Origin of the sequence: Raoultibacter timonensis (assembly GCF_022845715.1) — a bacterium.
GTDB lineage: Bacteria > Actinomycetota > Coriobacteriia > Coriobacteriales > Eggerthellaceae > Raoultibacter > Raoultibacter timonensis.
Genome location: NZ_AP025564.1, coordinates 480616 through 504088, shown reverse-complemented (window position 1 = coordinate 504088; position 23473 = coordinate 480616). Strand labels below are relative to the sequence as shown.

The 23473-nt window shown below is 59.5% G+C and carries 15 protein-coding genes and 1 riboswitch; of the genes, 4 read left to right on the top strand and 11 right to left on the bottom strand.

The features are described from left to right. The first annotated feature begins 117 nt into the window (after positions 1–117). The 3 genes from MWL89_RS01965 to MWL89_RS16280 all read left to right on the top strand — a co-directional run bounded on the left by MWL89_RS01965 (position 118) and on the right by MWL89_RS16280 (position 2995). Positions 118–471 carry a demethoxyubiquinone hydroxylase family protein gene (locus MWL89_RS01965; RefSeq protein WP_102379270.1) on the top strand — a complete coding sequence of 118 codons (354 nt, stop codon included), beginning with the start codon at positions 118–120 and terminating at the stop codon, positions 469–471. A gap of 21 nt (positions 472–492) precedes the next feature. After that, positions 493–1305 carry a family 1 encapsulin nanocompartment shell protein gene (locus tag MWL89_RS01960; RefSeq protein WP_244411558.1) on the top strand — a complete coding sequence of 271 codons (813 nt, stop codon included), beginning with the start codon at positions 493–495 and terminating at the stop codon, positions 1303–1305. A gap of 265 nt (positions 1306–1570) precedes the next feature. After that, the gene (locus tag MWL89_RS16280; RefSeq protein WP_279611950.1) at positions 1571–2995 is read left to right on the top strand and encodes a helix-turn-helix transcriptional regulator; all 1425 of its coding nucleotides are present in this window, start codon (positions 1571–1573) and stop codon (positions 2993–2995) included. 128 nt (positions 2996–3123) lie between these two features. Here the strand turns inward: MWL89_RS16280 and MWL89_RS01950 are convergent, their stop codons facing one another. From MWL89_RS01950 to MWL89_RS01940, 3 genes are all read right to left on the bottom strand, one after another. Then, positions 3124–5016 (bottom strand): FAD-binding protein, encoded by a 1893-nt coding sequence (locus tag MWL89_RS01950; RefSeq protein ID WP_102379272.1) that lies wholly within the window; start codon positions 5014–5016, stop codon positions 3124–3126. Positions 5017–5203: 187 nt separating this feature from the next. Then, on the bottom strand, positions 5204–5836 hold the full coding sequence (locus tag MWL89_RS01945) for a TetR/AcrR family transcriptional regulator (protein WP_244411557.1): 633 nt from the start codon (positions 5834–5836) through the stop codon (positions 5204–5206). 402 nt (positions 5837–6238) lie between these two features. Further along, entirely contained in the window at positions 6239–7987 is a 1749-nt protein-coding gene (locus tag MWL89_RS01940; RefSeq protein WP_244411556.1) for an FAD-dependent oxidoreductase, read from the bottom strand. 262 nt (positions 7988–8249) lie between these two features. Here MWL89_RS01940 and MWL89_RS01935 point away from each other — a divergent pair, with 262 nt between their 5' ends. Next, positions 8250–9740 (top strand): LuxR family transcriptional regulator, encoded by a 1491-nt coding sequence (locus MWL89_RS01935; protein ID WP_244411555.1) that lies wholly within the window; start codon positions 8250–8252, stop codon positions 9738–9740. A 45-nt stretch (positions 9741–9785) separates the two neighbouring features. On the opposite strand, the gene MWL89_RS01930 is transcribed toward MWL89_RS01935, so the two are convergent. The 8 genes from MWL89_RS01930 to MWL89_RS01895 all read right to left on the bottom strand — a co-directional run bounded on the left by MWL89_RS01930 (position 9786) and on the right by MWL89_RS01895 (position 23283). Continuing rightward, entirely contained in the window at positions 9786–10664 is an 879-nt protein-coding gene (locus MWL89_RS01930) for a DUF4430 domain-containing protein (RefSeq protein WP_244411554.1), read from the bottom strand. 5 nt (positions 10665–10669) lie between these two features. Further along, the gene (locus MWL89_RS01925; protein WP_244411553.1) at positions 10670–16138 is read right to left on the bottom strand and encodes a DUF4430 domain-containing protein; all 5469 of its coding nucleotides are present in this window, start codon (positions 16136–16138) and stop codon (positions 10670–10672) included. A gap of 29 nt (positions 16139–16167) precedes the next feature. Beyond that, a riboswitch (adenosylcobalamin-variant (AdoCbl-variant) riboswitch) is annotated at positions 16168–16297 on the bottom strand. Between the two features lie 461 nt (positions 16298–16758). Continuing rightward, a complete protein-coding gene (locus MWL89_RS01920; protein ID WP_244411552.1) occupies positions 16759–17724 on the bottom strand; it encodes an acyl-CoA dehydratase activase in 966 nt (321 codons plus the stop codon). Beyond that, a complete protein-coding gene (locus tag MWL89_RS01915) occupies positions 17721–19181 on the bottom strand; it encodes a hypothetical protein (RefSeq protein ID WP_244411551.1) in 1461 nt (486 codons plus the stop codon). Before MWL89_RS01915 ends, MWL89_RS01920 begins: the two co-directional genes overlap by 4 nt. After that, positions 19174–20346, bottom strand: a complete 1173-nt coding sequence (locus tag MWL89_RS01910) for an acyl-CoA dehydratase activase-related protein (RefSeq protein WP_244411550.1) — start codon at positions 20344–20346, stop codon at positions 19174–19176. The genes MWL89_RS01915 and MWL89_RS01910 overlap by 8 nt, the downstream gene beginning before the upstream one ends. After that, positions 20347–21042, bottom strand: a complete 696-nt coding sequence (locus tag MWL89_RS01905; protein ID WP_244411549.1) for a TetR/AcrR family transcriptional regulator — start codon at positions 21040–21042, stop codon at positions 20347–20349. It abuts the gene before it with no gap. Positions 21043–21201: 159 nt separating this feature from the next. Continuing rightward, entirely contained in the window at positions 21202–21570 is a 369-nt protein-coding gene (locus MWL89_RS01900; RefSeq protein WP_244411548.1) for a cytochrome c3 family protein, read from the bottom strand. Between the two features lie 3 nt (positions 21571–21573). Beyond that, entirely contained in the window at positions 21574–23283 is a 1710-nt protein-coding gene (locus MWL89_RS01895; protein WP_244411547.1) for an FAD-dependent oxidoreductase, read from the bottom strand. Between the last annotated feature and the right edge of the window lie 190 nt (positions 23284–23473).

Here is a 23473-nt window from a genome sequence, read left to right as displayed (position 1 = left end):
CGCACTGTTTGACAACGGTCTTCGCACACCCGTCTTCACGGGCGTATGATTGCGAAACGACAACAGAACCCGGAGCTTCGAAGCCGTACGCCCGAAGCGGGAAAGAAGGAGATCACCATGCCGTCATTCGCAAACCCCTTTGCAGGCAATGTCGATCGCAAGATGTCGAACGCCGAGCTCATGCAAGCGCTTCGCCTCGATATCGCAGGAGAACTCGAAGCAATCTATCTGTACGAATCGCACTACCTCGCAACCGATGATCCCGCAGCCAAGAAGGTCCTCGCCGACATCCGCGATGAAGAGAAGGCCCACATGGGCGAGCTTATCACCCTCATGCGCTATCTGGATCCGAAGGAGACCGAGCTGTTCTTGGACGGCGAAGGCGAAGTGAACGAGATGCTTGAAGACCTGCGCATCGACGCAACTCCGAAGCCCGCTTCGGGCCCGACCGTCGGCGATCTATCCGAATAACCCGAACAGGAAGTGATCATCATGGATTACCTGGCACGCGAAAGCGCCGATCTATCCGACGAACTGTGGCGGCAGATCGACGGCACCGTCATCGGCGCCATCAAAGAGCAGATCGTCTGCCGCCGCTTCTTGAAGCTGTTCGGCCCCATCGGCCCCGGCTCCACCTCGGTCGCGGTTGACGGCGTGGGCAAAGAGGAGATTCTCGAGGACGGCATCGGCCGCATAGCCGGACGCACGCAGCTCGAACTGCCCATGCTGTTCGAGGATTTCACCATCCTCGGCCGCGATCTCGAATACTCCAAGCAGACCGGCTACCCGCTCGACCTCGCCAACGCCGCGCGCGCAGCCAAGCAGGCAGCACGTCGCGAGGACGAGCTCATCCTGCTCGGCAACGCAACGCTCGGCACGCAGGGCCTGGCCAACGCCAAGGGCGCGACAAAGATAAAGAAGACCGACTGGAAGAGGGATGAGAACGGTTACTCAGACGTGGCGAAAGCAGTAGCCGAGCTGGCAAAGAACGGCTACCTCGGGCGCTACGCACTCGTGGTGAGCCCCGATGTCTACCTCGACCTCCAGCGCCTGCAACCCTCCCTCGGCATGCTCGAGATTGACCGCGTGAGGAAGCTCATCGGCGACAACGTGTACATGTACGGCAGCTTTGGTGCAAGCAAAGCCGTACTCGTGTGCGCTGAGCCCGAGTACCTCGACCTCGCGGTAGGACTCGACTTCTCGGTGGGCTATGCCGAGCTCGTGGACTTCAACCACCACTTCCGCATCATGGAGACCGCAGCGCTGCGCATCAAGGACCCCGGCGCCATCGTCGTGTTCTCGTAGGTGCACGGAGCGCTTTCGGTACAGAAACGTCGAAAGCGCTCGAATAAGGCGATCTGGAAATGAAAAACGAAACGGTCATGTACCTATCGAGTGCACGGCCGTTTCGTTTTTCATTTCCAGGTGCTGTGCGGATGCGATCATCGCAAACAACAAGCACAGCCAATCAACCAGGTGTCGCCCACGCTGCGGAATGGAGCATTGCCCGTATAATAAGCACATCGCGCGAAGCCGCTCGAACGGATTTACCTTGTCATCTGGAGGAACGATGGAAAAGAATCGGAAGCTCGTCGTCGAGCCGATATACCTGGGGTTTTCTACCGTTATAGCCACCCTGCTCATCTACGAGCCCGCCTTGCATTCCTTTGTGAATTTCGGATACTTCGAAACGTTTATCATGCCGTTCTCCCTGACGGCGTTCGCTTCGTGCGCCATTTATGCCATCGTCTGCATTACGCTTGCCCAAAAAGCCCCCCGAAACGTCACTGGAAAACAAGCGATCGAGAAGGTGCTGCGATTCGGCTCCACGGCCCTTGGGGCGGGAGGCTTCTTGCTGCTTGTCGCATTCGAGGGAACGTTACCCCTTCAGATTGCCTCCGGCTTTTTTGCGGGGATATCGGCAGCCTCGGTTCTTCTCGCCTGGGGGGAAACCTACGCTGGATGTTCTATGCAGAAATCCCTGCTCCACATCGCCCTTTCATGCGTCATCGCCGTGCTTTTGATGAACACGATGGGCACGCTTCCTTTTCCCATCACCGCAGTGCTTTTCTGCCTCCTTACGGCAGCCAGTGCTATTCTGCCCACGTTCTGGAACGAGCGTCACGTCACAGATCGGCCATCGAGAGAAACGGAACCGAGCGTCAAAGCCTCTCTCCGCCCCGTCCGGCGCATGCTGGGAAACCTCGCCGAACCGCTCATCGGCATATTCTTGTTCTCGCTCGTTTTCGCCACCTTAGGTGATCACCGCGTGTATTTGTTCTACCTGAGCTTCCTTATGGGAACGCTGCTCTCGGGGCTTTGCATCATCCCCCTTCTGTACATCAACAGTACACGACCCATCCTTTCGCTCATCTACCAGGTAATCCTCCCCGTGCTAGGACTCGTCTTGATCGTTGTCACCATGATCGCCCCCGACAGTCCGCAGGGCATCGTCGCCCGCAATGGATCAATGCTGTTCTACGCGTTCGCCTCCATGCTCTTTATCGCGTCGATTATCGGCTTCACGACAGCGGATGAATTCGAGCCCGAACTCATCCTCGGAAGCGCCGTTGCCACATTCGCCATCGGAGGCTTTCTCGGCACAGCCCTTGTTGCAATCGTCGGACGCAACGATTACGTAACTGGTGTCTTTTTAGCACTTACCTGCATATACGTTATCTTTCTCGCCATACGACCCAGCGTATTGGCGTGGATGGGAAAGGAAGCGAGCCCTTTTGGCGCTCCCCCGCATGACGATGCAGGAGACCGAGAGGCGACATGTTTCGCCTTAGCCGAAACATACGGGCTCACCGATCGAGAAACGGAGATTCTCGGCTATGTGGTGGCCGATCACACGTCGTCCTACATCGCGCGGACGCTCTTCATATCCGAAAGCACCGTACGCGGTCACATTCACCACATCTATCAGAAGCTCGGCATATCCTCCCGAGAAGAGATGATCGCGCTCTTCAAGCAAAGTGCCGCAATACGTTAAGGCGGGATGCCGATAACCGACATCCCGCCAGAGCAGATGCACGTCCATGCGAAATCGAAATCGCGCGACCCTCATGGATCTTCGAATGGAATCGATGCCGTCCAAGCACACCGCTCAGCACGCCGCTCTTATGAGATTTCTTGACCCGTTAGCAGCTTGCCGCATACGCGACCGAGCGTTACCGCAGATCCAATGTTCTTGCCGGCCCAAGGATTCGGATTCGAGAAACCGAACGTCCCACCCAGACAACGCCCTATTGCATAGAGACCCTCGATAGGATTGCCGTCCCTATCGACAACGTTCATGGCGTCGTCGGTTTCCAGGCCGCCCATAGTGCCCAGCCCGACACCGAGCCAACGCTGGTTTTCTGCAGTCGAAGCATAGAAGGGGCCGTTCTTGATCGGGATCATGCATTCGGAGTCTTTACCGAAATCGGAATCGACACCCGCGTGGCAAAGCTCGTTGTAATGATCGATCGTGGCGAGCGCGTTCTTAAGTGCCTCGCCTTCATACCCTAGAATACCGAGCAAGCCCTCGAGCGTTTTCGAACCGTACACGATTTTATGCGTACGCTCGGCAATGCACATCGTACGGCATTCGGTTCCCTCGGGGTTTTCAAGCTCGACTTTCGCCATATCTTCCTGCAGCTCGGTAAAGTACTCCGGACGCCCGAAGTTCGGCGAACCGTGATCGGGTGCGCCGTTCTTCACGCTTTCCGCCCAGTTCGAATCCGTTATGGCTGCGATCAAACCCTTGGGCTGCCGAAGGATTTCAGGGAAATTCTGCTGAACGGATGCTTCATTCATGAAACGATCGCCTTTGGAATTGATCCACAGCATGGGGCAGACACCCCACGGACCGTTCGCCCCACTGCCGTTTTGGTTGGTTGCACGGGGTGACGCCTCCATGTATCCGCCCGCCCAACAGGCCATCTTGATACCCTCGCCCATGTTAGGAGACATGCCGACGAGATCTTCCTTCGTTTTACCGGCGCGCATCGCCCATTCGACGAGCTCATCTTGCAGACCCCAGAGCATATCGGCATTCTGGCAGTAGTCGCCCGTCGCAAGCACCACAGCTTTCGATGCGTTGTATTTAACGTAGCCATCAGGACCTTTTGTAATGGCTCCGGTTACCTTGCCGTTCTCATCCTGCACAAGTACGGTTGCGCTTTCCTCGAAATGCCACGTTGCGCCAAGCTCTTGGCCTCTGAGAATCGAAAACTGCTGAACCTCGTCAAGGCGGGAAAACGCTCCGACGCCGTTGCCGTTCTCCTTATCCACATCATGACGTATGGTCCCCATAAACATGGCAGTACCTGGCCAACTGCGATAGCCTCCGCGCTTCATAGGCCAATCGGTAAACCCTTCGAGCGCGATGCCGGGTACTTGACAGATTACTTGGCTCGGGTCGCAGGGGCTTATATCGGGATCGATGGTCGTAACCGCCAGTTTGATGCGATCGTCAGGCCATTGGACAAGATCCATCATATGGTCGACTGCCTCACCTGAATTGGCAACGTACTTGCGCACGATTTCGGGACGCACGCGGCCTCCGCAGCGGATACAAAACTCCTCGACAATCTCACCGACATCAAAAGGGCCGTACCCTTGGTCGATAAGGAACTTCGAATTGCAGTGCCCGATGTCCTCACCCTTTACCTTGCGGTTTTCCTCGCTCGTCTTCTCAACCACATCGACCTTTGCGCCACCTTCCGCCGCGGCGAGCGCGCATTGAATGCCCGCGTTGCCGCCGCCGAGCACCAACACCTCCGTATCAACGGTTTCGACGATTTCATCATCCGATATCTCGGGTTTGCTGCCGAGCCAGTCGATCACGCTCGAGTAGCCATCGACCGTCCCTATCGACGGTGCCGCACCGGTTCCCGCAGCGTCCGCCTCCGATGGCTGCGCAGCAGGGGCGCACCCGAACATCGCGCTTGCAGCGGCAAGCGCACCCGTTGCCGCTGCACCAGTCAGAAACGCACGGCGATTGATCGTTGTCTTCTCTTCGATACCCATGTTCACTCCTTGTCTCTAGCGATTCCCTCGCAATGACGGAGTATCCCCATGGGATGCGCGTTGAGCCATAAACGCAACGTTTGTTTTTGGCGTTACCGCATAAACGCTCTTTGTTTTTCCTGATCAGAAAAAAGCTTTGCTATGATTACACGAAAACATGCAGCGTTTTTTACCGCCTGCTTTGCGCCTACTGCGCACAAACTAGCACGGGATCGAGCACCGCCATGGCTTTTCGCTCAAGCGACAAAGCATCGCCTTCCTCGTCGTATCCGAGCAGAGCAGAATCGTAGTGCTGGAAAAACACCGAGACGAGAGCATCGGCGACGGCGAACGTATCGGCGCCCGAAACCACTTCCCCGCTTTCGACGCCCCCTTTGAGCACCCGCTCGAACGCGCTTCTCATCGCAGCGCGATTCTTCGATACGCGGGCAAACGACTCCGGCGAAGCGTATACGGCCGACCGATAGGCAAGGTACAGCTCGGCGGAACGATTCGCAGAGCCCCCGCCGTCGATCGCCGCGAAAAGCTTCATGCCGTTTTCCATGCCCCTCGCGAAGAGGGCTACGATCCTGTCCCGACAGCCCATGCTGGCAGGCAGCTCGCTTGCCGCCTTCTCGAGCCCGGACACGCTCTCGTCTGCCGAGCAGAGGAGCAAAGAGCTCTTCGATGGGTAATGCCGATAGAGGGTACCTGTCGATACGTGGGCTCTTTTCGCGATATCGATCAACGATGTTTCACCGTACCCCTTTTCGGCAAACAGCTCCTGCGCGATATCGTAGATCTTTCTCCTTGTTTTCGCGCTGCATTTGTACTCGCCCATCGTATCCCTTCCTTGCGCACACGCGCATCGCGTAAGCTCAAGCATGCGATGCGGATAACCGATCCCGTTCGCATTGTACCAATCCCCATACCACAATAAACGCAGAACAGAAGCCTTTTATGACTATTTCACTAACGGTTACAGGCCTTCGAGGCAAACCTGTACCGCTTCAGGTTTCTGCCGAAAACCCGCAGCCGGCAAAAGCTTGCGCCCTGCAGGATACCGACGGCAGGGCGGGGCGAGACGCGGCAACCCCCGCTTTGCGCGGGGGTTGCCGCATGCGGTCTCTTGAGAGCCGCCTCTATACGCGAGCGATCCGACGAGGGAGGGAAAAGGGCTGTCGAACCCGCTCGGTACGCGGATGAGCCGAATAATCGGGCACGCGCACGGCAACAAGCCGGGCTACTCCCCTGCCGCGGCTTTCGTACCGGCGAGGCGACCGAACACGAGCGCCGTCGCCAAGCTGATGCCCGCCTCGGTTACGGGGTACTCGACCTTGTAGCGGTTGCCCATCGTGTTGCCGGCAACGTAGAGGCCGGGGATCGGCTCCATGTTGTCGTCAAGCGCATGGCACTCGGCATCGGTATCGAGGCCGCCCATGCACACGAGCATGCCGGCATCGCCGAACTCGCACGCATAGAACGGACCGGTCTCGACGGGGAACAGACGACGCGGATCTTTTCCGAAATCCTCATCGACGCCCTTCGCGCACAGCTCGTTGTAGCGATTGATCGACGCGATAGCGGTTTCCTTCGGCAGGCCCATCATCTCGACAAGCTCCTCGATCGTATCGGCTTTATGCGTGATGGCCGCTTCGAACATGCTGTCGGTCGTATAACCCGAGAAGCTCGCGCTCATCTCCTCGCCCACAACCGCCGGCCACTGATCGGCTTCGCTTTCGGGAATGTAGTAGTTCACATAGCCGTGACCGGTTCCCTGCACCGAAAGCTGCTCGGGCCACTTCGAGTCGATGATCTGCCATGCGCGCATTTCGGGCTGGGTGCTCAACTGGTCCATGATGTTCTGTCCGGGGATATCCTCGTTCATGAAGCGCTCGCCGCGCACGTTGAGCTGCAAAAACGCATCAACGCCGAGCGCCGCGCCCATATGATGGGTCATCGGAGCGAGCGGACCCTTCTCCATATGCCCGCCGGCCCACATGCCCATGCGATGGCCGTCGCCGGTGTTGGCAACATCGCCCTTTACGTCGAGGTTGGGATAGAACGGCGCGATGCCCTCGACCCACGGCACGTAGTAGTCGAGCATTTCGGGGTTGCCGGAAATGTCGCCGCAGCACAGGATTACGCCCTTGGAGGCATCGATCTGCGTATAGTCGCCGCCCTTGTCGTGTACGTAGGCGCCCGTCACGCGACCGGAATCGTCGGTGATGAGCTGCTCGGCGAACATGCCGAACAGAAGCTCGGCACCGTTAGCCTCGGCGATCTGCTGGCACGACTCGAGGCACCAGCCCACGCTCGGCTCGGTGGTCACCGAACCGTTGAAGAACGGGAACAGCTCTTTGGAGCGGTCGTAGCCTTCGAGAACCGGATAGCACTTCGGCCGGATGACGTTCTCCTTTTCGCCGCTTGCGGGCGTTGCCGACGTAGGTACGACTTCGTAGTCGGATTCAGAGATAAGCCAGTCGAAATCCTCGCCCGAATGATCGTACCAATACGACAGAAGCGATGCATGCGGACGGAACGTCATATCCTTCATAAGCTGGTTGACGACTTCTTCTTTGCTCGCAAGCTCCATGCCGAGATCCTGCTGTATCTTCGAGCCGTAGATGCCGAAATCGCCCGAAAGCCCGATGGTTCCGATCTGCGCCTGCTTCTCGATGCCGATCACTTTGGCGCCGGCCTCGGAAGCCGCACGCGCAGCGACGATTCCCGATATGCCCAAGCCGATCACGAGCACATCGCAGCTCTTGGTTTCCAAGACATCGGAGGGAACCTCGGGCTTGGCCATGAACGCCGGCTCGCCCGACGGCGACGAAGTCGCTTGGCCAGCCGACTGACCGGAAGGCTCCTTCGTTTCGGCACCCGAACCCGGCGCGCAGCCGACGAGGCCCGCAGCCCCCGCCGCTACCGCAGCGGTCGCTCCCAAGCCCAAAAACGCACGACGGCTCAAACCCTGCTTGATTTCGTTCATTGCATTCCTCTCTCCTTCAATGCCGAGCTTTTCCCTTGATCGTGATCTGCGCCGATGCGATCCTCCCGATCGACAGCGCACTCGGCAAACTCCAATGCTCAAGCAATCCTATGGGCAGAGAAATACCGACGCCACACCCGCGAATGATGAAATCGAGGGGAAAGTAAGCTATCATCATTCTCACCCGTGACGGGTGGGATGAGCCCACCATGGATTTCAACGGGAACTTTGCCGTACGGTTTGGGAGCTGCCGCATAACACGATGGGTTCGATAGCCGGTCATATACGCGATTCTATCAAGGGCACGAAGCCATTCCATATCGGCTTTGCGCTGTACCTGGCGTTCAGCTTCTCCTATCTGCATGACGTCATGCCGCTCATGGGCGAAGCTCATCTGTCCGGCTTTGCCCCCGCAAGCTATCTCGGGGTGTTCTTCGCCGTGAAGGTTCTCGTCTTTGCCGGATGCGCCGTCCTCGTCTACAGAAACCCGCGCTTTACGGCAACCAGCACGCTTTCGATATGCGCAGCACTGCTCCTCGTGATCGGAATCGCCCTCTCGACCATCATCCTCAGGATGAGCGGATTCAGCTTCGGACCGTCGGAAAGCACGCTTTTGCTCGCCATCGCCGCCTGTCTGCTCGGCGTCGGCGATGCGCTCATGCTCTTGCTGTGGGGTCGATTCTGCGGAACGCTTTCGCTGCGCGCCGCATACCTGTTCGTGCTTTCCTCCTACATCGTATCGCTTTTGTTTTACGCGCTCTTCGTCGAGCTTCCCCCGCTTGCGATACTCGTCATCGCCATCGTCGGAATAGCCGTCGTGCCGATCATGCTCAAAAAGAGCATGGATGCCCGCACCGTCGAAACCGCCGATGCGGACCGGCCCTCTCTTCGCAAGGCGCTGGGATCCCTCTGGCGCCCGGTGTTCATCACGGCCACCTTCGCGTTCATGAGCAATCTCACGCTGTTCGTTTCGGGACAGCAATCGGTCAACGTCGACGAAGCGCGACTGACCTCGACCATCGTTACGCTGCTCGTCGTGATCGCCATGATCCTGCCGGCAATCCTGTTCCCCCGACGCGTGAACATCGCCATCGCCTACCGCATCGCCCTGCCCATTGCCGCAGGCGGGTTTCTCCTACTCGCGTTCTTCTGGAACAGCGGCGGTGGCGTTGCCAACTCCATGGTTGCAATGGGATGGCTCATCTCGGACGTTATTTCATGGTGCATCATCGCAAACGTCGTGCACCAGACGAAGCTTCCGGCATTCGTCCTTTACGGCGCGAGCGAAGCGGCGATAGCGCTCGCCTCGCTTCTCGGTGTGGCGATCGGCTATACGTTTTCGGGATTCATCGAAACGGGCGGCGTTGCCATCATGGCGCTTGCCCTCGTAGCCGTGTACCTGCTTTCCACCGTCGTGCTGTTCGTACTCAAAGATCGAAGCATCGCCGATTATTCGGCGGGCACCGCCGGGGACGACGCGAAAACCGGGAAGGCCTTGGAGCCGACGATGCCCAACGGCGACGATCGATTCGAGCGGCGATGCAGAAACCTCGCGGAGCAAGCGCAGCTCACGCCCCGGGAAAGCGATATCCTCGCATGTCTGGCGCAAGGGCGCTCGACTCAGTACATGGCCGAGAAGTTCACCCTTTCGGAAAATACCGTGAAATCGCACGTGAGGAACGTCTACCAGAAGCTCGGTGTCCACTCGAAGCAAGACGTCATCGATATCATCAACGAAGATCCGAAGCCTTAAAGCGCGAGACGCGTCCGGCAAAGAGCATCATTGCCCGAAGCGCATTTACACCACGTAGATCCATCGCACCGCATCGCCGTCATCGAGGACGTATTCGGTGCAGGCAACGCTCGGAAACGACCCGTTGACCGAGTACGTCCATCCGCTTGATGGGCCGTAGCGGGAATCGCGCTCCGACAGTCCGCCTATGGACGAAACGTAACCGCCCGAAGCGGCAACCGGAAGCCCCGTTGCGCAAAGCGCATCGTAGGCGGTCGCCCCCTGCGGAAACGTGGGGTTCGCGCCGCCAAAAACAGACCCGTCGGCATTTGCGCTCGATACCGATACCGAAACCGTTACGGTTGCAGGTGCTTGGTTTTGCGCTGCGCTCTGCCCGGAACCGCCACCCGGGCCGTCGCTCGCGGACTCGGCGGACGATTCCCCCAAGCAGTCCACCGAGCCGGCGGAGCCCGCCGCGGGCGGCGAACCATACCCCGCTTCGCCGCCGAGCCCGTCCGGAACCGAAGCGGAATCGTTTGGCTCCGCTTCGGCTTCGTCGGCACCGTCGAAAGCCGCACCGCCCTCGCCCCGGTCCGGCCCATCATCTCCCCCGGATGACAGCGAACCCGACTGCGACGAGCCTGCCGTCGTCTGTAAAAAAACGTCGGTATCGATGCCGCCACTGAGATGCAGCGCAGAAAACCCGATGAGGCACACCGCCATAATCGCAACGGCGGCGGCCACCGCTTTCTGCCGCCGCGTACGTGCAGCAAGCGGTCGAGCGCCCGCCCGCTCCGCATCGACCGACCCCCCGTGAGCGTTGCTGCTCCCTTCGGGCTCGGCATCCGCTCGTTCGGGCAGATCCGCTTGAGGTTCTTCAGGTGCGGGATGAGGAGCAACCGTTACCGCACGGCGCTCCTCGACTCGCGTGCCGTCAACAGCCATGATGACTACCGCAGCATCTGCCTGCGGCGGGGCCATAGCGAGTAGACGAGGACGCCGCCGAGAACCGCAAGCCCCACGGCAACGCCTACGACGGCCAACCAGTTCAGTCCGCTGTCGGGGAAGGTCGCCTCATCGGCCCGCTCATCCGGCCCGCCTTCTACCGTCGTCGTACCGTTCGTCGGGTTCTTCTCCGAAGCGGGCCCGACAGGCTTCTCCTTGTCCGCAGGTTCCCCAGAAAAAGACGATCCGAACGGTAGCGCCGCCCCAGCCTCGAGCAAGGCGTTGAAACCGATCGCACCGCTTTCGTTGCCCGAACCGCCCTGGTTACCGCCGGAGCCGTTCGGAACGGTCGGCTCTGCGGGGTCGGTCGGCTTCGGATCGCCCGAATCGCCCGAAGCCGACCTCAACGCGAAAAGCGTCCCCGAATCGTTCGTGTAGTACAGCGTTCCGTCGGGACCGCATACGATCGAAGAAATGCAGTAATCCTGGCTGCCCTCATCGGGAACGAAGAATTCGCGCCACGTTTCATCGCCGACCTTGTACAGATACACGCCGCCTGGCTTGCGATTGCTCGTGAAGTACACGTACGTGCCGTCATCGCGCACCGAGACGAGCGGTGCGCACTGCACCGACGGATCCGTCGAGCCCGAGGTTGCCGTCAACCCCGATATGGTCGAGAGAACCGACCATTCATCCAAGCCGATAACCGAAAGCGAACCGGTTCCATCATCGGCCAGCCCGCCGACAAACAGCATGCCGTTGCCGATCGTCGGCGTCGATGTGCTGCTCTGCGCAAACCGCAGGCCCTCGCCCGCTTGAACCAACTGCACCGCAAAATCCTCGCCGACAGAACGCGCGGAAGCGCCCGCGTCTCTGAGGACAAGGCGGTAGAGAACGCCGCCCTTCGACACGGCGTATATCGTATCCCCATCGACGATCAGCGAAGATCGGATGCCGGCCGCATCGACGTGAACCGAGGACACCTGCTGTTTCAGATCCGCCGTGTAAGCCGTCACGTTGCCGGCATCGTCGGGCACGATAAAGTAATCGCCCACCTTGACGCCGCCCGTCCAGTAATATCCCGCCGACTCGTTCACCGCTTTGCCGATTCGGTCGCCCGTATACAGATCGTAGCAGTACAGCGTGCCTTTGGTCGCTCGATCATCCCCCGAGGAAAGCTCGTCGACCGTTGATGCGTACACGCACCCGTCGGCTATCGTCAGCGTGGATACCGACTGGGAACCCTGCGTGGGAACCGTCACCCACATCGTGTTGCGCGTAGCGGCAGACAGCGCCTGCAGGTACCCGCCGGAAAGCGGGATCACGATGATGCCGTCGGCATAGGCAGGGCGGCAGGTCGTATCCATGGTGGTTGCAAGCTCGACGGTATCGACCGCATTGTTCGTTGCGGGGTCGATAACCGATAAGCGCGCCTTGCCCCAGCGGGCCTTCCCCGTGTTCGGATCGATGGTCTTCGACCCCGATACGATGTAGAGCATGCCGCCGATAATGAGAGGATCGGAGGCGAACGCCTCGGCACCCGCCCTGCGCTCCGCTTCGGTCAAGAGCGAATGCGATTTTGATTCCACGGCCCCAACCGGCGTCTCGACGTTTTCGACAAGCGCGCCCGAACCGCCGTTGGCGTGGCCCGACCACGCCGATTCGAGATCGGGATGCGCTGCATTCGGATCTGCATCGACGGCATCGGGATCGGCTTCGTACGAACCGGTACTGTCGAGATAGCGAAGCTCGACGAGGTCGCCGTCGCGCACCTCGTAGGCCCGCGTGCCGACATCCGCATACACGCCGTTGACGAAGAACGCCCAATAGCTGTTCTTCACGCTTCCTTGGCGCACCGTCGTGAGCGTCCGGCCTTCGGGCGTGGTAATGCTATACGGGTTGAGCCCGCTTCCCGTCGCATAGTCGAAGCCGTTTTCGTCGAGCAGACGGGCAAAGCAATCCCAAGCAGTTATGTTCTGGCCCTTTTCGACGGTAACCCTGCTGCGAGGTACCCACGTTTCCGACAGGTACGATCCGTCGGCATCGTGCCCTGTCGCCCCGGTTATGGAAGCGGAAACGTTCAGCGTATCCTTGTCGCCCGCAGGATCATCCTGCCCGCTCGCACCAAGAACGGTGAACGTATGCGATACCGGCTGCCGATACAAACTCGCGAGCTTCGCCTTGAGCTCATCGGAAACAGAGGGGTCGTCTTTGTAAAGCTCGTAGTATTTACCGTATTCCTCGCTCGTCAGCACACTCGCGACGGTAACTTCGGTATTGTACGCAGGCTGCGAAACAAGCAGGTTCTCATGGGAAACGATCGATGCGTCCGACGAGCGGAAGCATCGCCACATCTGCGAGTCGTACCAGCCGTCAAGCTCGTCGGGGACGATGCCGTGATCGGCGGTATCGGCACGATCGCGTACCCAAACCAGATCGCCCGTCGCTTCGTCGCGATAAACCTCCTGGAACGATTCCATGTTCTTCGCGATGGAGCCGATGCTCGTATTCTCGCCCTTGATCCCATCCGCATACGATGCTTTCACGTCTTCCATAAGCGCGATCTCGGCGTCGATGTCGGCAAGGTCGAGCGCCCTTACCGTCAAATCGATCGTGATAGACGCCTTTACGGTAGCTTTATCTTTGCGGGCAAGCGTAACCGTAAGCGTTGCGTCGCGATCTTGCCCGTCAATCGGGCGGTAAACGTATGCCCGGTAGCCGTTTACCCTGACAACGTTCTCATCCGAGCTCGCCACCGATACCGACAGCTCATGCGCCTCGACAAACAGATCGCGTGGAATCGGCAGCTGGACATCACCGTCCACCGTCGCAGGGTCGATCGGCTCGCCGGTGGCGAAATCGGTGAGCTTGCCGATGGTGTAGCTCTTCTCGAGCAACAACTTGAGGTCGTTCGAGGTAAGGCCGCTGACATCGATGAACTTTTTGACGATGCAATCAAACGATTTCTCGGACGTAATGAGCGAGCCGTCGGCATCGGCGAACGCAGGCGCAAAAACCGCCGTGATGGTTACAGGAGCATCCTCGGCGAGCTTTTTGCGCTCCAGCTGATTCACCAAAGCATAGGGATCTTCGGTGATCTCAACGAGCGATTCGTCCGATGATTCCCAGGAAACGTTTGCCCAACCCGCCGACGTCGGCAGATCCTGCGTGAACTTCGTCATCTCATCGAGTCCCGAATCGACCTTGTTCAGGTAATCTGCCAGCTCGACTTGAGGTTGGATGTCTTGCGCGATGGCATCGCGCACACGCGCACGATCCCAGCCGATCTTCACCTCGCCATTGCCTCCGGGGGCAAACGCGATCGAGTCACCGTCTTTCGACAGAGAGAACGACACGACCGCGCTGCTGTAGCGCTGATCGCCTTTCCCTACCGAAGACGGGTCGGCATAGTACCACCCGGTTATGACGCCATCGGCTGCAACGATATTCTCGTCGCTAGTCGAGGTAAGCGAAACGGATACGCCCTCGAAGCCCAGATCGGCGATCTTCTTCTCGATCATAACCGCAAGGCTGGTATCCTCATCGGAGTTAGGCACGGGAACGTATCCGATGAGTGCGTTCGCCACTGCTTCGAGCGAATCGGGCGCATGGATCGCAAACGTCCGCTCAACGGCGTTGCCCTCGCCTATCCCCGCCACCGTCAGGCGAACGTAGCTGCCCGCCGCATCTTCGGGAACCGCGTAGCTCGCGCCGGCTGCACCAGCGATAGGCGCGAAGGGGCCGTCCTCGGATGAGGAGCTCTCCCACGTATAGGTGAGATTATCGGCGACGGCGCGGCCATCCTCGTCGAGCACCGTTGCCGCAACCGCATCGCCTGCAACAGCGTAGTCGATCGCCTTGCCGTTAGCCGCAAGATCGATCGATGCAAGCTGTGGAATCGCCTTGATGGGGCCGAACGCGCTTGACGCTTTGACCCAACTTTCGATATTGGCGTCAGCTCGCACGCGAATGTACTTGCCGGCATAGGCTTCATCGACCGTATACGAATCCAACCCGCGACCCGACGCCCCGGGAATGTCTGACCATGTCGCTCCGTATCCATCCGAATCGGCATACTGCCACGTGAATACTGCATCATCTTTGCCGACGGCGATTTTCGAAACGTTTTCGGCATTGCGCCCGTAAGCTTGGGCCGTCAACGTCGTGCCAGCATATGCACCGATCGTATCGGTGAGCCTTACCTCGTCGATAAGCCATGAACCCCGAGGAGCGACGGCATAGCCGGTTGTTTTCTGCTTCGAAGTCGAGCCGGTTGCCGCCGTTACACGAAGAAAGTATCCCACCAGGTCTTCAGTGAGTTCGAGCGTCGCATCCGTCGCCCCGTCGATAACTTCGAACGGGCCTGTTTTCGAGGTTGATTTTTCCCAAGTATAGATCGGTTCTGCCGTACTCGGATAGACGCGCGCTTCAAGAGTCGAGCCTCCCATAAGGTATTGGACGCCGCCGTTCGTAAAATCTACCGAAGCGACCTTCACCGTACCGGCAACCTGCGCCAGGTAATAGGCGCTTGTTGGACCGGTGAGCGTCGTCTTGCCGTCGCTCACTTGGACGAGCAAGTACTCTCCATCATGCGCTTTTGCAAAATCCGAATCGATGGTGAGGCTCTGGGACGTCGCCCCGTCGATGGGTGCGTAGTCGGCAAGCTTGACGCTTTTCGTCGCACCCGAATACCACTGATAGGTAAACGCAGCGTCCACGCAGTACTCATCGTAGTCGTAGTGATTCGCCCAGAGAGTGGTTCCCGCCTGCACATCGCCTTTCGCCTGATCAGACTCATAACCCCATCCGCTGCCCTTGCTTTTTTCGATCCAGATGCACCCATCGGAATCCAGCGCAGACGCCGCCCGCACATGCATAGCATTCGCATCCGACGCGCTTGCTTCAACGTCAGGAGTCGCCGAGGGCGCTAAAGGTGCTGAAGGTGCCACGCTATCGTCGGAACTTCCGCCTGCCAACCCCTCTTCGCTGTCGAGACCCGCCCGATTATCGGAATCGGGCGCAAAGCCTGCGTTTTCCTCGGCATCCGATTGACTGGCACCCGCCTGGCTGGCACCCGCCTGGCTGGCGCCCGCCCCCAAATCGGCGGAGAATCCTTGTCCGCTCGCGTCGCCAGAGACGCCGCCCCCCGAACCGCTTTCCGAGGTCGAAGGATCCCCCGATGAAGACCCGTCTTCGCTTACGCTTGCGCCCTCGCCGCCATGGTTTGAAGCAGCCGCTGGGTCAGCAGCCGCAAATCCCGAAAGCGCATCATCCGCCGACGCCCTCTCGCCATCTTCGGCCCACGCCGCACCCGGCGCGAGCGACAGCGTTAAAACGCAGGCTAAAAACAGATTGAACATTTTTTTGAACAGGGTTTTTTCTCGCTGCAGCGCCGAAGCGCCGGCAGGCGATCCGCTGACGCTCTGCAAGCTGTCAGCATGCGCGCGAAAGCACGCAGAAATGGGGCCGATCATAGTCGGTACCTCTCTTCCAGGGCTCAATGCGATGGATGGGTATTCCGACTTCGCCTCATCTGAGCGGACCGCATGCCTGCAGTTCATCCGCTCATCAGCGTTTACGGTTACTGGTATAGCGCAGGATTCTCACCCGCATTTCCCCAAGTGCATCCCTCTCGAGGGCACTCGCGCCGCGCCCGGCGCAACCATCAATGCCAATATAATTGTTAGGCGCATGGTACCACGTTTTGTGCGAGGGACGGCTCCGCATGCCCTCAAAGACCGCTTCCGCAGCCTAAGTCCCGATCGGAACGCCGTCGGACCGGCGAAGACCGAAGCTGGAAGCAATCCGATGTCCGCGAAGGCCCTCCGTGCGACGTTTTTTTATCGCATTCGTTATCGTTCTTGATTGCGACCTGCGGTTTTGCAGGTAGAAACGATGCAGACACGTTGTTTTTTGTCGCACGAAGGCGGTTGGCGGACATCGCATCTGCCCGAAGACTCGCCCGACAAGCGCGGCAACCTTAGCAGCTGGCGATTGGCGGTTCGCGCTTGGCGGCTGGCAATCAGCAGTCAACGGTTGGCGGCTCGCGGTTGGCAAGCAAAGCGAGGCGCGACCAGCGAGAGCGAACACCGGCTTACCGTGCTGTTTTAACCGCGCCCTTCTCGCAGCGGTTGCCCCAAGCATCGATGATCTCGCCATCGCGGTACACGCAGATGATCTCGCAGTGGTTCGTGCATTTGCCGCACTCGATCTCGCGCGTCTTGAACTCGAATTCGGCCACATCGAAATCGAACGGTTTCGTCGCCGCCGTCGGAGCAGCGTCGGCGGCGAGCAGTGCGGCTCCGAACGCGCCCATGAGGTGGCCGTCCGCATCCACGAGCACCTCCATGCCGAGCGCGTCCTCGAACGCCCGCACCACGCCGGCGTTTTTACTCACACCGCCCTGGAACACCACGGGCGCTGCAACCTTCTTCCCCTTGCCGACGTTGTTGAGGTAGTTCGATGCGACCGCTTTGCACAGCCCCGCAACGATATCCTCGCGCGAGTACCCCATCTGGATCTTGTGCACCAAGTCCGATTCCGCGAACACCGTACAGCGCGCAGCGATGTTGGCCGGGCGCTTCGATGCGAGCGCGATGTCGCCGAACTGTTCGACCTCGAGGCCGAGGCGATGGGCTTGGCTTGAAAGGAAGGCACCCGTTCCCGCAGCGCACAGCGTGTTCATCGCGTAGTCCACCGCGATGCCGCCCTCGACGCAGATGATCTTGGAATCCTGTCCACCGATCTCGAAGATGGTACGCACGTCGGGATGGAGATAGGTCGTGCCTACCGCATGCGTGGTGATCTCGTTTTTCACCACGGCGGCATCGGTCATGGCACCGACGAGCCGCCGGGCGCTGCCCGTGGTCCCCACCGCCTGAACCTGCACCGTCCCATGGTCGATTTGGCTTCCCAGATCCTCGATCACGCGGCGCGCGGCCTGCATGGGATTGCCTTCGGTCCACAGGTACGATCGGGCGACGATCGTTCGATCTTCATCGATGACGACGCCTTTCGTAGAAATCGAGCCGGTATCGATACCGAGATACGCTTCGGTCACAGGAGAACCTTCTTCCTTCGTGCAATCATGTCGTAAAACGCCTCGAGACGCGTATCGAGCCCCGTATCGCTCGTTTGAGAGTCGTAGCTCAAAAACAGCATAGGAACCGAAGCTTCGCGGCTGATGCGCTGCAATACGGGAACGCAGTCGATCTCGGGCGTGCACCCCGACGATTTCAGGTGAACGACGCCGTCGAACCCCCCGTCAACGTAGCGCTTCGCCGCAGCGATGGTCATGCTGGACGTCGGCCCCATGTCGAACTTCACATAGTCGGAAATGCCGGCGCGCAGGTTCTTCTCGTTGTAGCGGAGATTGCGGTTGGTCATGTTGAGCATGCGGTGCAACTCGACCCCCATGGTCAGAAGCTTGCGCTCTACACCGAGGTTGCTCGTCGCATCGGCTGCCGTAAAATACTCTCCGACGATGCCCACCCGCACAGGATCGACGGGTTTCGCGGTCGGCAGCGCCTTCATAGCCTCGAGGCCGTTTCGCTGCGCATCGGCGATATCGCGCTCGGTTACCGCGGCTCGCATTGCGCCATGATAGGCTGAAAGAGCCCGATCGAACGACCCCGCCTCGACCTCGAATCCCGCATTGGCCAGGTAGTAGTCGTTCGCTTCGTCAAGGCATTCGATCATCTTGAATACCGCAAGCATGCCGCGCACACCGTGCGGAACCGACAGGTCGGGGTTGACCTTCTTCTTGCACACGCCGATGTAGTCGGCCAAAGGCTTGCCCGTCAACGTGGCGAAGTTGAGCATCTCGAACTCGTAGCCCATATCGCGCAGGATCGATTCTTGCAACTCGCCGTAGTATCCGAGCCTGCAAGGCCCTGCGAACTGCACGATCACATCGGCGCCCGATTCAAGCGCATCGATGAAATCGCCGAGGATGTGCTTGAAGGGTGCGCAGACGAAATCGTTGCTGTTGAGCGTACCCCGTTCGAGGGTGCGCTTGGTCGGCTCGGGCAGTGAGACGAAATCGGCATCGAGCACCTGTTCGACGAAGTACTTGAACGCGATATCGTAGTAACTGTAGCGGAAGAACGCGACGCGCGTGCGCGCATGGCGATCCTTCTTCTTGCGCTTGCGCGGCTCGACGAGCTTCGGTGGGCGCAGCTTATCGAGCTGCAGCCAGATGCGCGCATTGCGGACGTCGGCGTCGCCGTCGCGCACCGATCCGACGGCATCCTCGCGCGATTCGCGGCGACCGCCAGACGCAAACGAAGCGCCTCCTTGTCGGCCATCGTCCAAGCCGATGCCGCCCTTTTCGCCATCGGCCGCCGAGGAGTCGCCTTCCGTGTCGGCTATAGGGGTGCCTCCCAGGTCGCCTTCCGCGTCGGCCATAAGGACATCGCCTCTCGCGTCGCCTTTCGTGCCGCACCCCGTCCCGCCTTCCGTATCGGCTATGCTGGCCGCAAGGTCTGAGGAAGCGCCGCTTTGCTCGTCGTCAGCCATGGAGATACCCTCCCCTCTGCTGATAGCGCAAAATATCGATGAAGCTCTCGATGCGCGTTTCGAGTCCGGCGGTACCGCTTTGCGCATCGACGATAAGCGAAAGGATCGGCTTTCCCTGAATGCAACGGGCTACGGCATCGTTGGTCATGGAGTCGGGTCCGCAGGGAAACGCGCTCACAAGGACGATCCCGTCCACATGGGCATGCAAAAGCGTGACCGATCCCACCAGCTCGCGGTTGACGATCCACGGAAGCGTTTCGGAGAATTCGAAGCTTTCGTGCAGCGCCTTCCCGTGATCGGTTTGATCGGCATACAGAACGCTCGCGCCCATGCTTTCGAGCAAATCGACAACGCCGCCGTTCACAAACGGGTCATGGGCAACGTATGGATGGGCGACGAGCAGAATCGCAAGCGGTGCCTCTTGGCTCGGCCACCGCAACGCCCCGGCCTCGCCCGTCGGATCGGAAGCAGAACGCTCACCCGCCCCTGCGGCCGCAGCCTGCCTGCGACGCTGATCGATGTCGGCAACCAGACGCTCTTGAGCTCGCGCGGCCACGCGATCGGCCCGCTGCTGTGCGGCGTAGGCGGCTCGATACGCCCGCTTCGCATCGGCAGCGCTCGATCCGAATCGCTGACCGAGTGCAATGAACGCGCTTTTCTCGTCGGCCTTTTCCTCGGTCTCGTTGACCAGCAATGAGACGATTCGCAGCCCCGTATCGAAAAACGTATTCGCCACCAGATCGGGGAGCGCCTGGTATTTGGTGCAGAATCCTTTTCGATGTCCCCTGTTCGCCAAGCTGGGAACGAACACCGCATCGCACGATCCGATCAGGCTCTGCACGTGCCCAAGGTAAAGCTTCGAAGCCAGGCAGCATTCGTCGACCGAAACGCGCTCCCCCGCATCGAACACGTCTTTGTCGGACGCGTCGCTTACCACGACCTCGCGGCCGAGCTGCTCGAAGAACGTCGTCCACAAAACGCCGTAGCGGTAGTACAAAAGCGCCCGGGGGATGCCGATGCGCTCGATATCGGCGCAATCGGTACGCGACCTCAGAGCGGCAGCCGTAGACGCTGCGGCTTTTCGAGCAGCTTCGAGCGGAGCTGCAAGCAGAGCCTGATCCTCTCCTGCAGAAATCGTTTTGGTTTTCCCGTTGTCCAGCGCCACTTAGCCGTCGACCTCTTTCCCGCCGCCATCGAAATCGGCAGAATCGACGCCTTCTTCGCTCGGCGTGTACCATTTGCATGGATCGGGGGCGGCAATGCTCTTCACGCCCTCGATGATGATCTCGATACCGTTGGAGAACGATTCGTCGGTATAGGCCGAGCGAACGATCTGCTGCCACTTCGGAAGAACGTCGGCGTCCTCGCCAACGAGCGCATCGCCGCGGATCATCGCCACTTCGTTTCCCGTGAAACCCGTGAGGAAGGCATCGACCATGGCCCATGCCTTTCGGAAGATGTCTTCGGGCATGCCCTGCGCCAAGTGAAGGTTCACGATCTTTTCGGTATGCTTTGCCAGCCCGAGCCATGCAACCGAATCGTCCAAGCTGATTTCCGCAATGTTCGGATGGTCGAGAAACCCTTTTCGGAGCGAAGGCATCGTGCGCCTGAGCGTATCGTCCCAGCGTTCCCCTGGCACAGGATCGGTGTCGAGCGACTCCATGAGCCTGGAGCAAACAGCCGCGAGCATCTCCTCGCGCGACGTGAAGTGCGCGTAAAACGCCATCGCGGACACGCCCAGCTCGGTGCCAAGCGCACGCATGGTGAAGGCGCGATATCCCTTTTCGTCAATCATACGGAAAGCCGTGTCGACGATCAAATCACGGCTCAGAGCTTGTTTCTGTTGTTTCTTCTCGGGCATGCGATCAGCTTTCGGCAGCGGAATGATTCGTCCGTTATCTCGTACAGAGTATAGGCGAGTCGTCCGCCCGCAGCGCCTGAACCACACGAAATCCAGCAGGAGCCGACAGAGCGCCGGCGCACCTCTTGCGGTGCGCCGGCTCCGGTGACGCGTATTTTGCTACGCCACTTGATCGGGTGCGTAGGTATGGCAATGCTCGCAGTAGTTGTTCGTGATCTCTTTGTCTTTCGCATGGCAATTCTGGCACGAATTGTAGCCGCCGTGGATGGGATCGTGGGGGTTCCAATCGCCCAGGCTCGATGTGGTTTCAGCAAGCGCTTCGTAGCTGCCGCCGTGGCAGCTCAGACATTGTTCGTCGGACACATACTCGCCCGCAGCCCCCGTAGCGGTGGCGGCAGCTGTAGAAGAAGGCGAGGGGTCGGCGGACTCGGTCGCCTGAGGGGCGCATGCAGCGAGTCCGATGCACAGGCACAACGCCACCATCGCCGATACAGGGGCGATGAGGGGGAATCGTTTGACGTTTTGCATGGGTTAAGCTCCTTTCACAGCATGCTCGGCTGCAACGAAACCGAAGGTGATTGCACGACCGATCGACGTTCCTGGAATATGGCGCGGGTAGTTCCCCGCGAAAAAGCTCCCCGACACGTTTCCGACGGCATACAGGCCCTCGATCACCGCATCGTCGGTGTCGAGCACGCGACAAGCGCCGTCGATGGTCAGGCCGCCGCCCGTAGCAAGAATGCAGCTGTTCGTCGTAAGAGCGTAGATCGTCTCCCCGGCAAACGGAGCCGTCGACTCCATGAACCGATTGAAGTCCCTGTCCTTCTTGTCGTTCCAATACGCGTTCCAGGTGGTAACGGTTTGCTCGAGCCCATCGGGATCGATGCCGCATTTTTCTGCAAGCTCGCGCGGGCTTGAAGCCGAAAAAGCCCAGCCCTTTTCGATGAACTCGTCCATAGCGGCTTTCGCGCCCGCAACCTCTTCTTCGGACGCACCAAGCATGCCGTCGTCGAAGATCTGCCAGCAATTCGCACCGAATCCCGGTTGGGCATTCTGAGCATTGGATACCGACTGGAACGGAAGATCCTCGTTCACGTAACGGTTGCCCTGCGCATTGACGTTGATGGCAAGCCAGATGGCCGTCCATACGCGGGCATCGTAGAACGAATCGGGATTGCCCCAGCGGAAGTTCATAACGGGATGCGGAAGCGAATCCATGCCCGCGCCGATTTTCAAACCCATCATATGCCCGTCGCCCGTAGTCCCCCAACCGGGGTTCCACCAGCTCGATGTGGCATAGTCTTCGGGACGCACCCAAGCTTCCATCATCTCGGGGTTGGCGTCGTAGCTGCCCGTCGCGAGGATCACGCCCTTCGAGGCGTTGATCCGGATGTACTCTTCGCCGCTCTTGGCAACAACGCCGGTAACGCGTCCTTCCCCATCACGCACGAGCTGAACGCCCGGTGTACTGTAGCGAATGTCGAGGGCGTCGTACTGCTTCGCGATTTCGGCCATCTCGCGACACACGTATATGCCCGAAAGACCCGAGCGAACACCCGCATCGGGCGGCAGCGAGGGGCTGTCGTAGAAGCCGAGCTCCGAATCGATCATGGGCATGCCGTTGGTATTGGGAGCCTGCTCCACCTTCGTTATGACGAAGCCGTTTTCGCCCTTGTCGAGCATCTGCTGCCAGAAATCGGTTGCCTCGCCGGAACGGAACACGTAGGTACGCGCCGGTTCGGGACGCGTGCGCCAATACGCTGAACGATAGATTTCATCGAGCAGCTGGGCGGGATCGACCTGCACACCTGCGTCCTTCTGGCACTGGGCATCGTAGGCGCCGAAGCATTCGAAGCAGCCGCGGCCTTTGGTCATCTTCTCGATGCAGATGACGCTCGCCCCCTCTTCGGCCGCCTTCAAACTCGCCGTCAGTCCGGCGATGCCCGCACCGATGACAAGCACGTCGCACTCCTCCGTCGAGGCAATCTCGGACGGTGCGATTTCGCGATCCTCGAATGCGATCGGGCCGCGCGGACCCGGACAAGCCACTTTCTTCGGCGAAAGAAGGCTTGTCTCATCGGGTACGATAGCCTGATAGGCATTCACCGCCTCCTCGGATGCCGCCGTATCGTCGGCAAACGCCAGCCCAGCGCCTCCGAAGATGCCGAAAGCCCCCGATGCGAGGCCCACTGCACCTGCCCCCCTCAGGAAGTCTCGTCTGGAAAAATCCATTCCTCCCATTGCTCCTCCTCGTTGCATTCCTTGTTACTTTACAATGTAAAGTAGATGGTAGCGCCTTTTCTTTACGTTGTAAAGTAACTAAATCGGGGGGAGGAATGAGGGCTGTTCGGGAAGACACCGCTGCCTCGTTCGAGAGGTTTTAGCGGTCAATTCAATAATATATGCGCTATTTGGTTCTAATTTAAGTTAA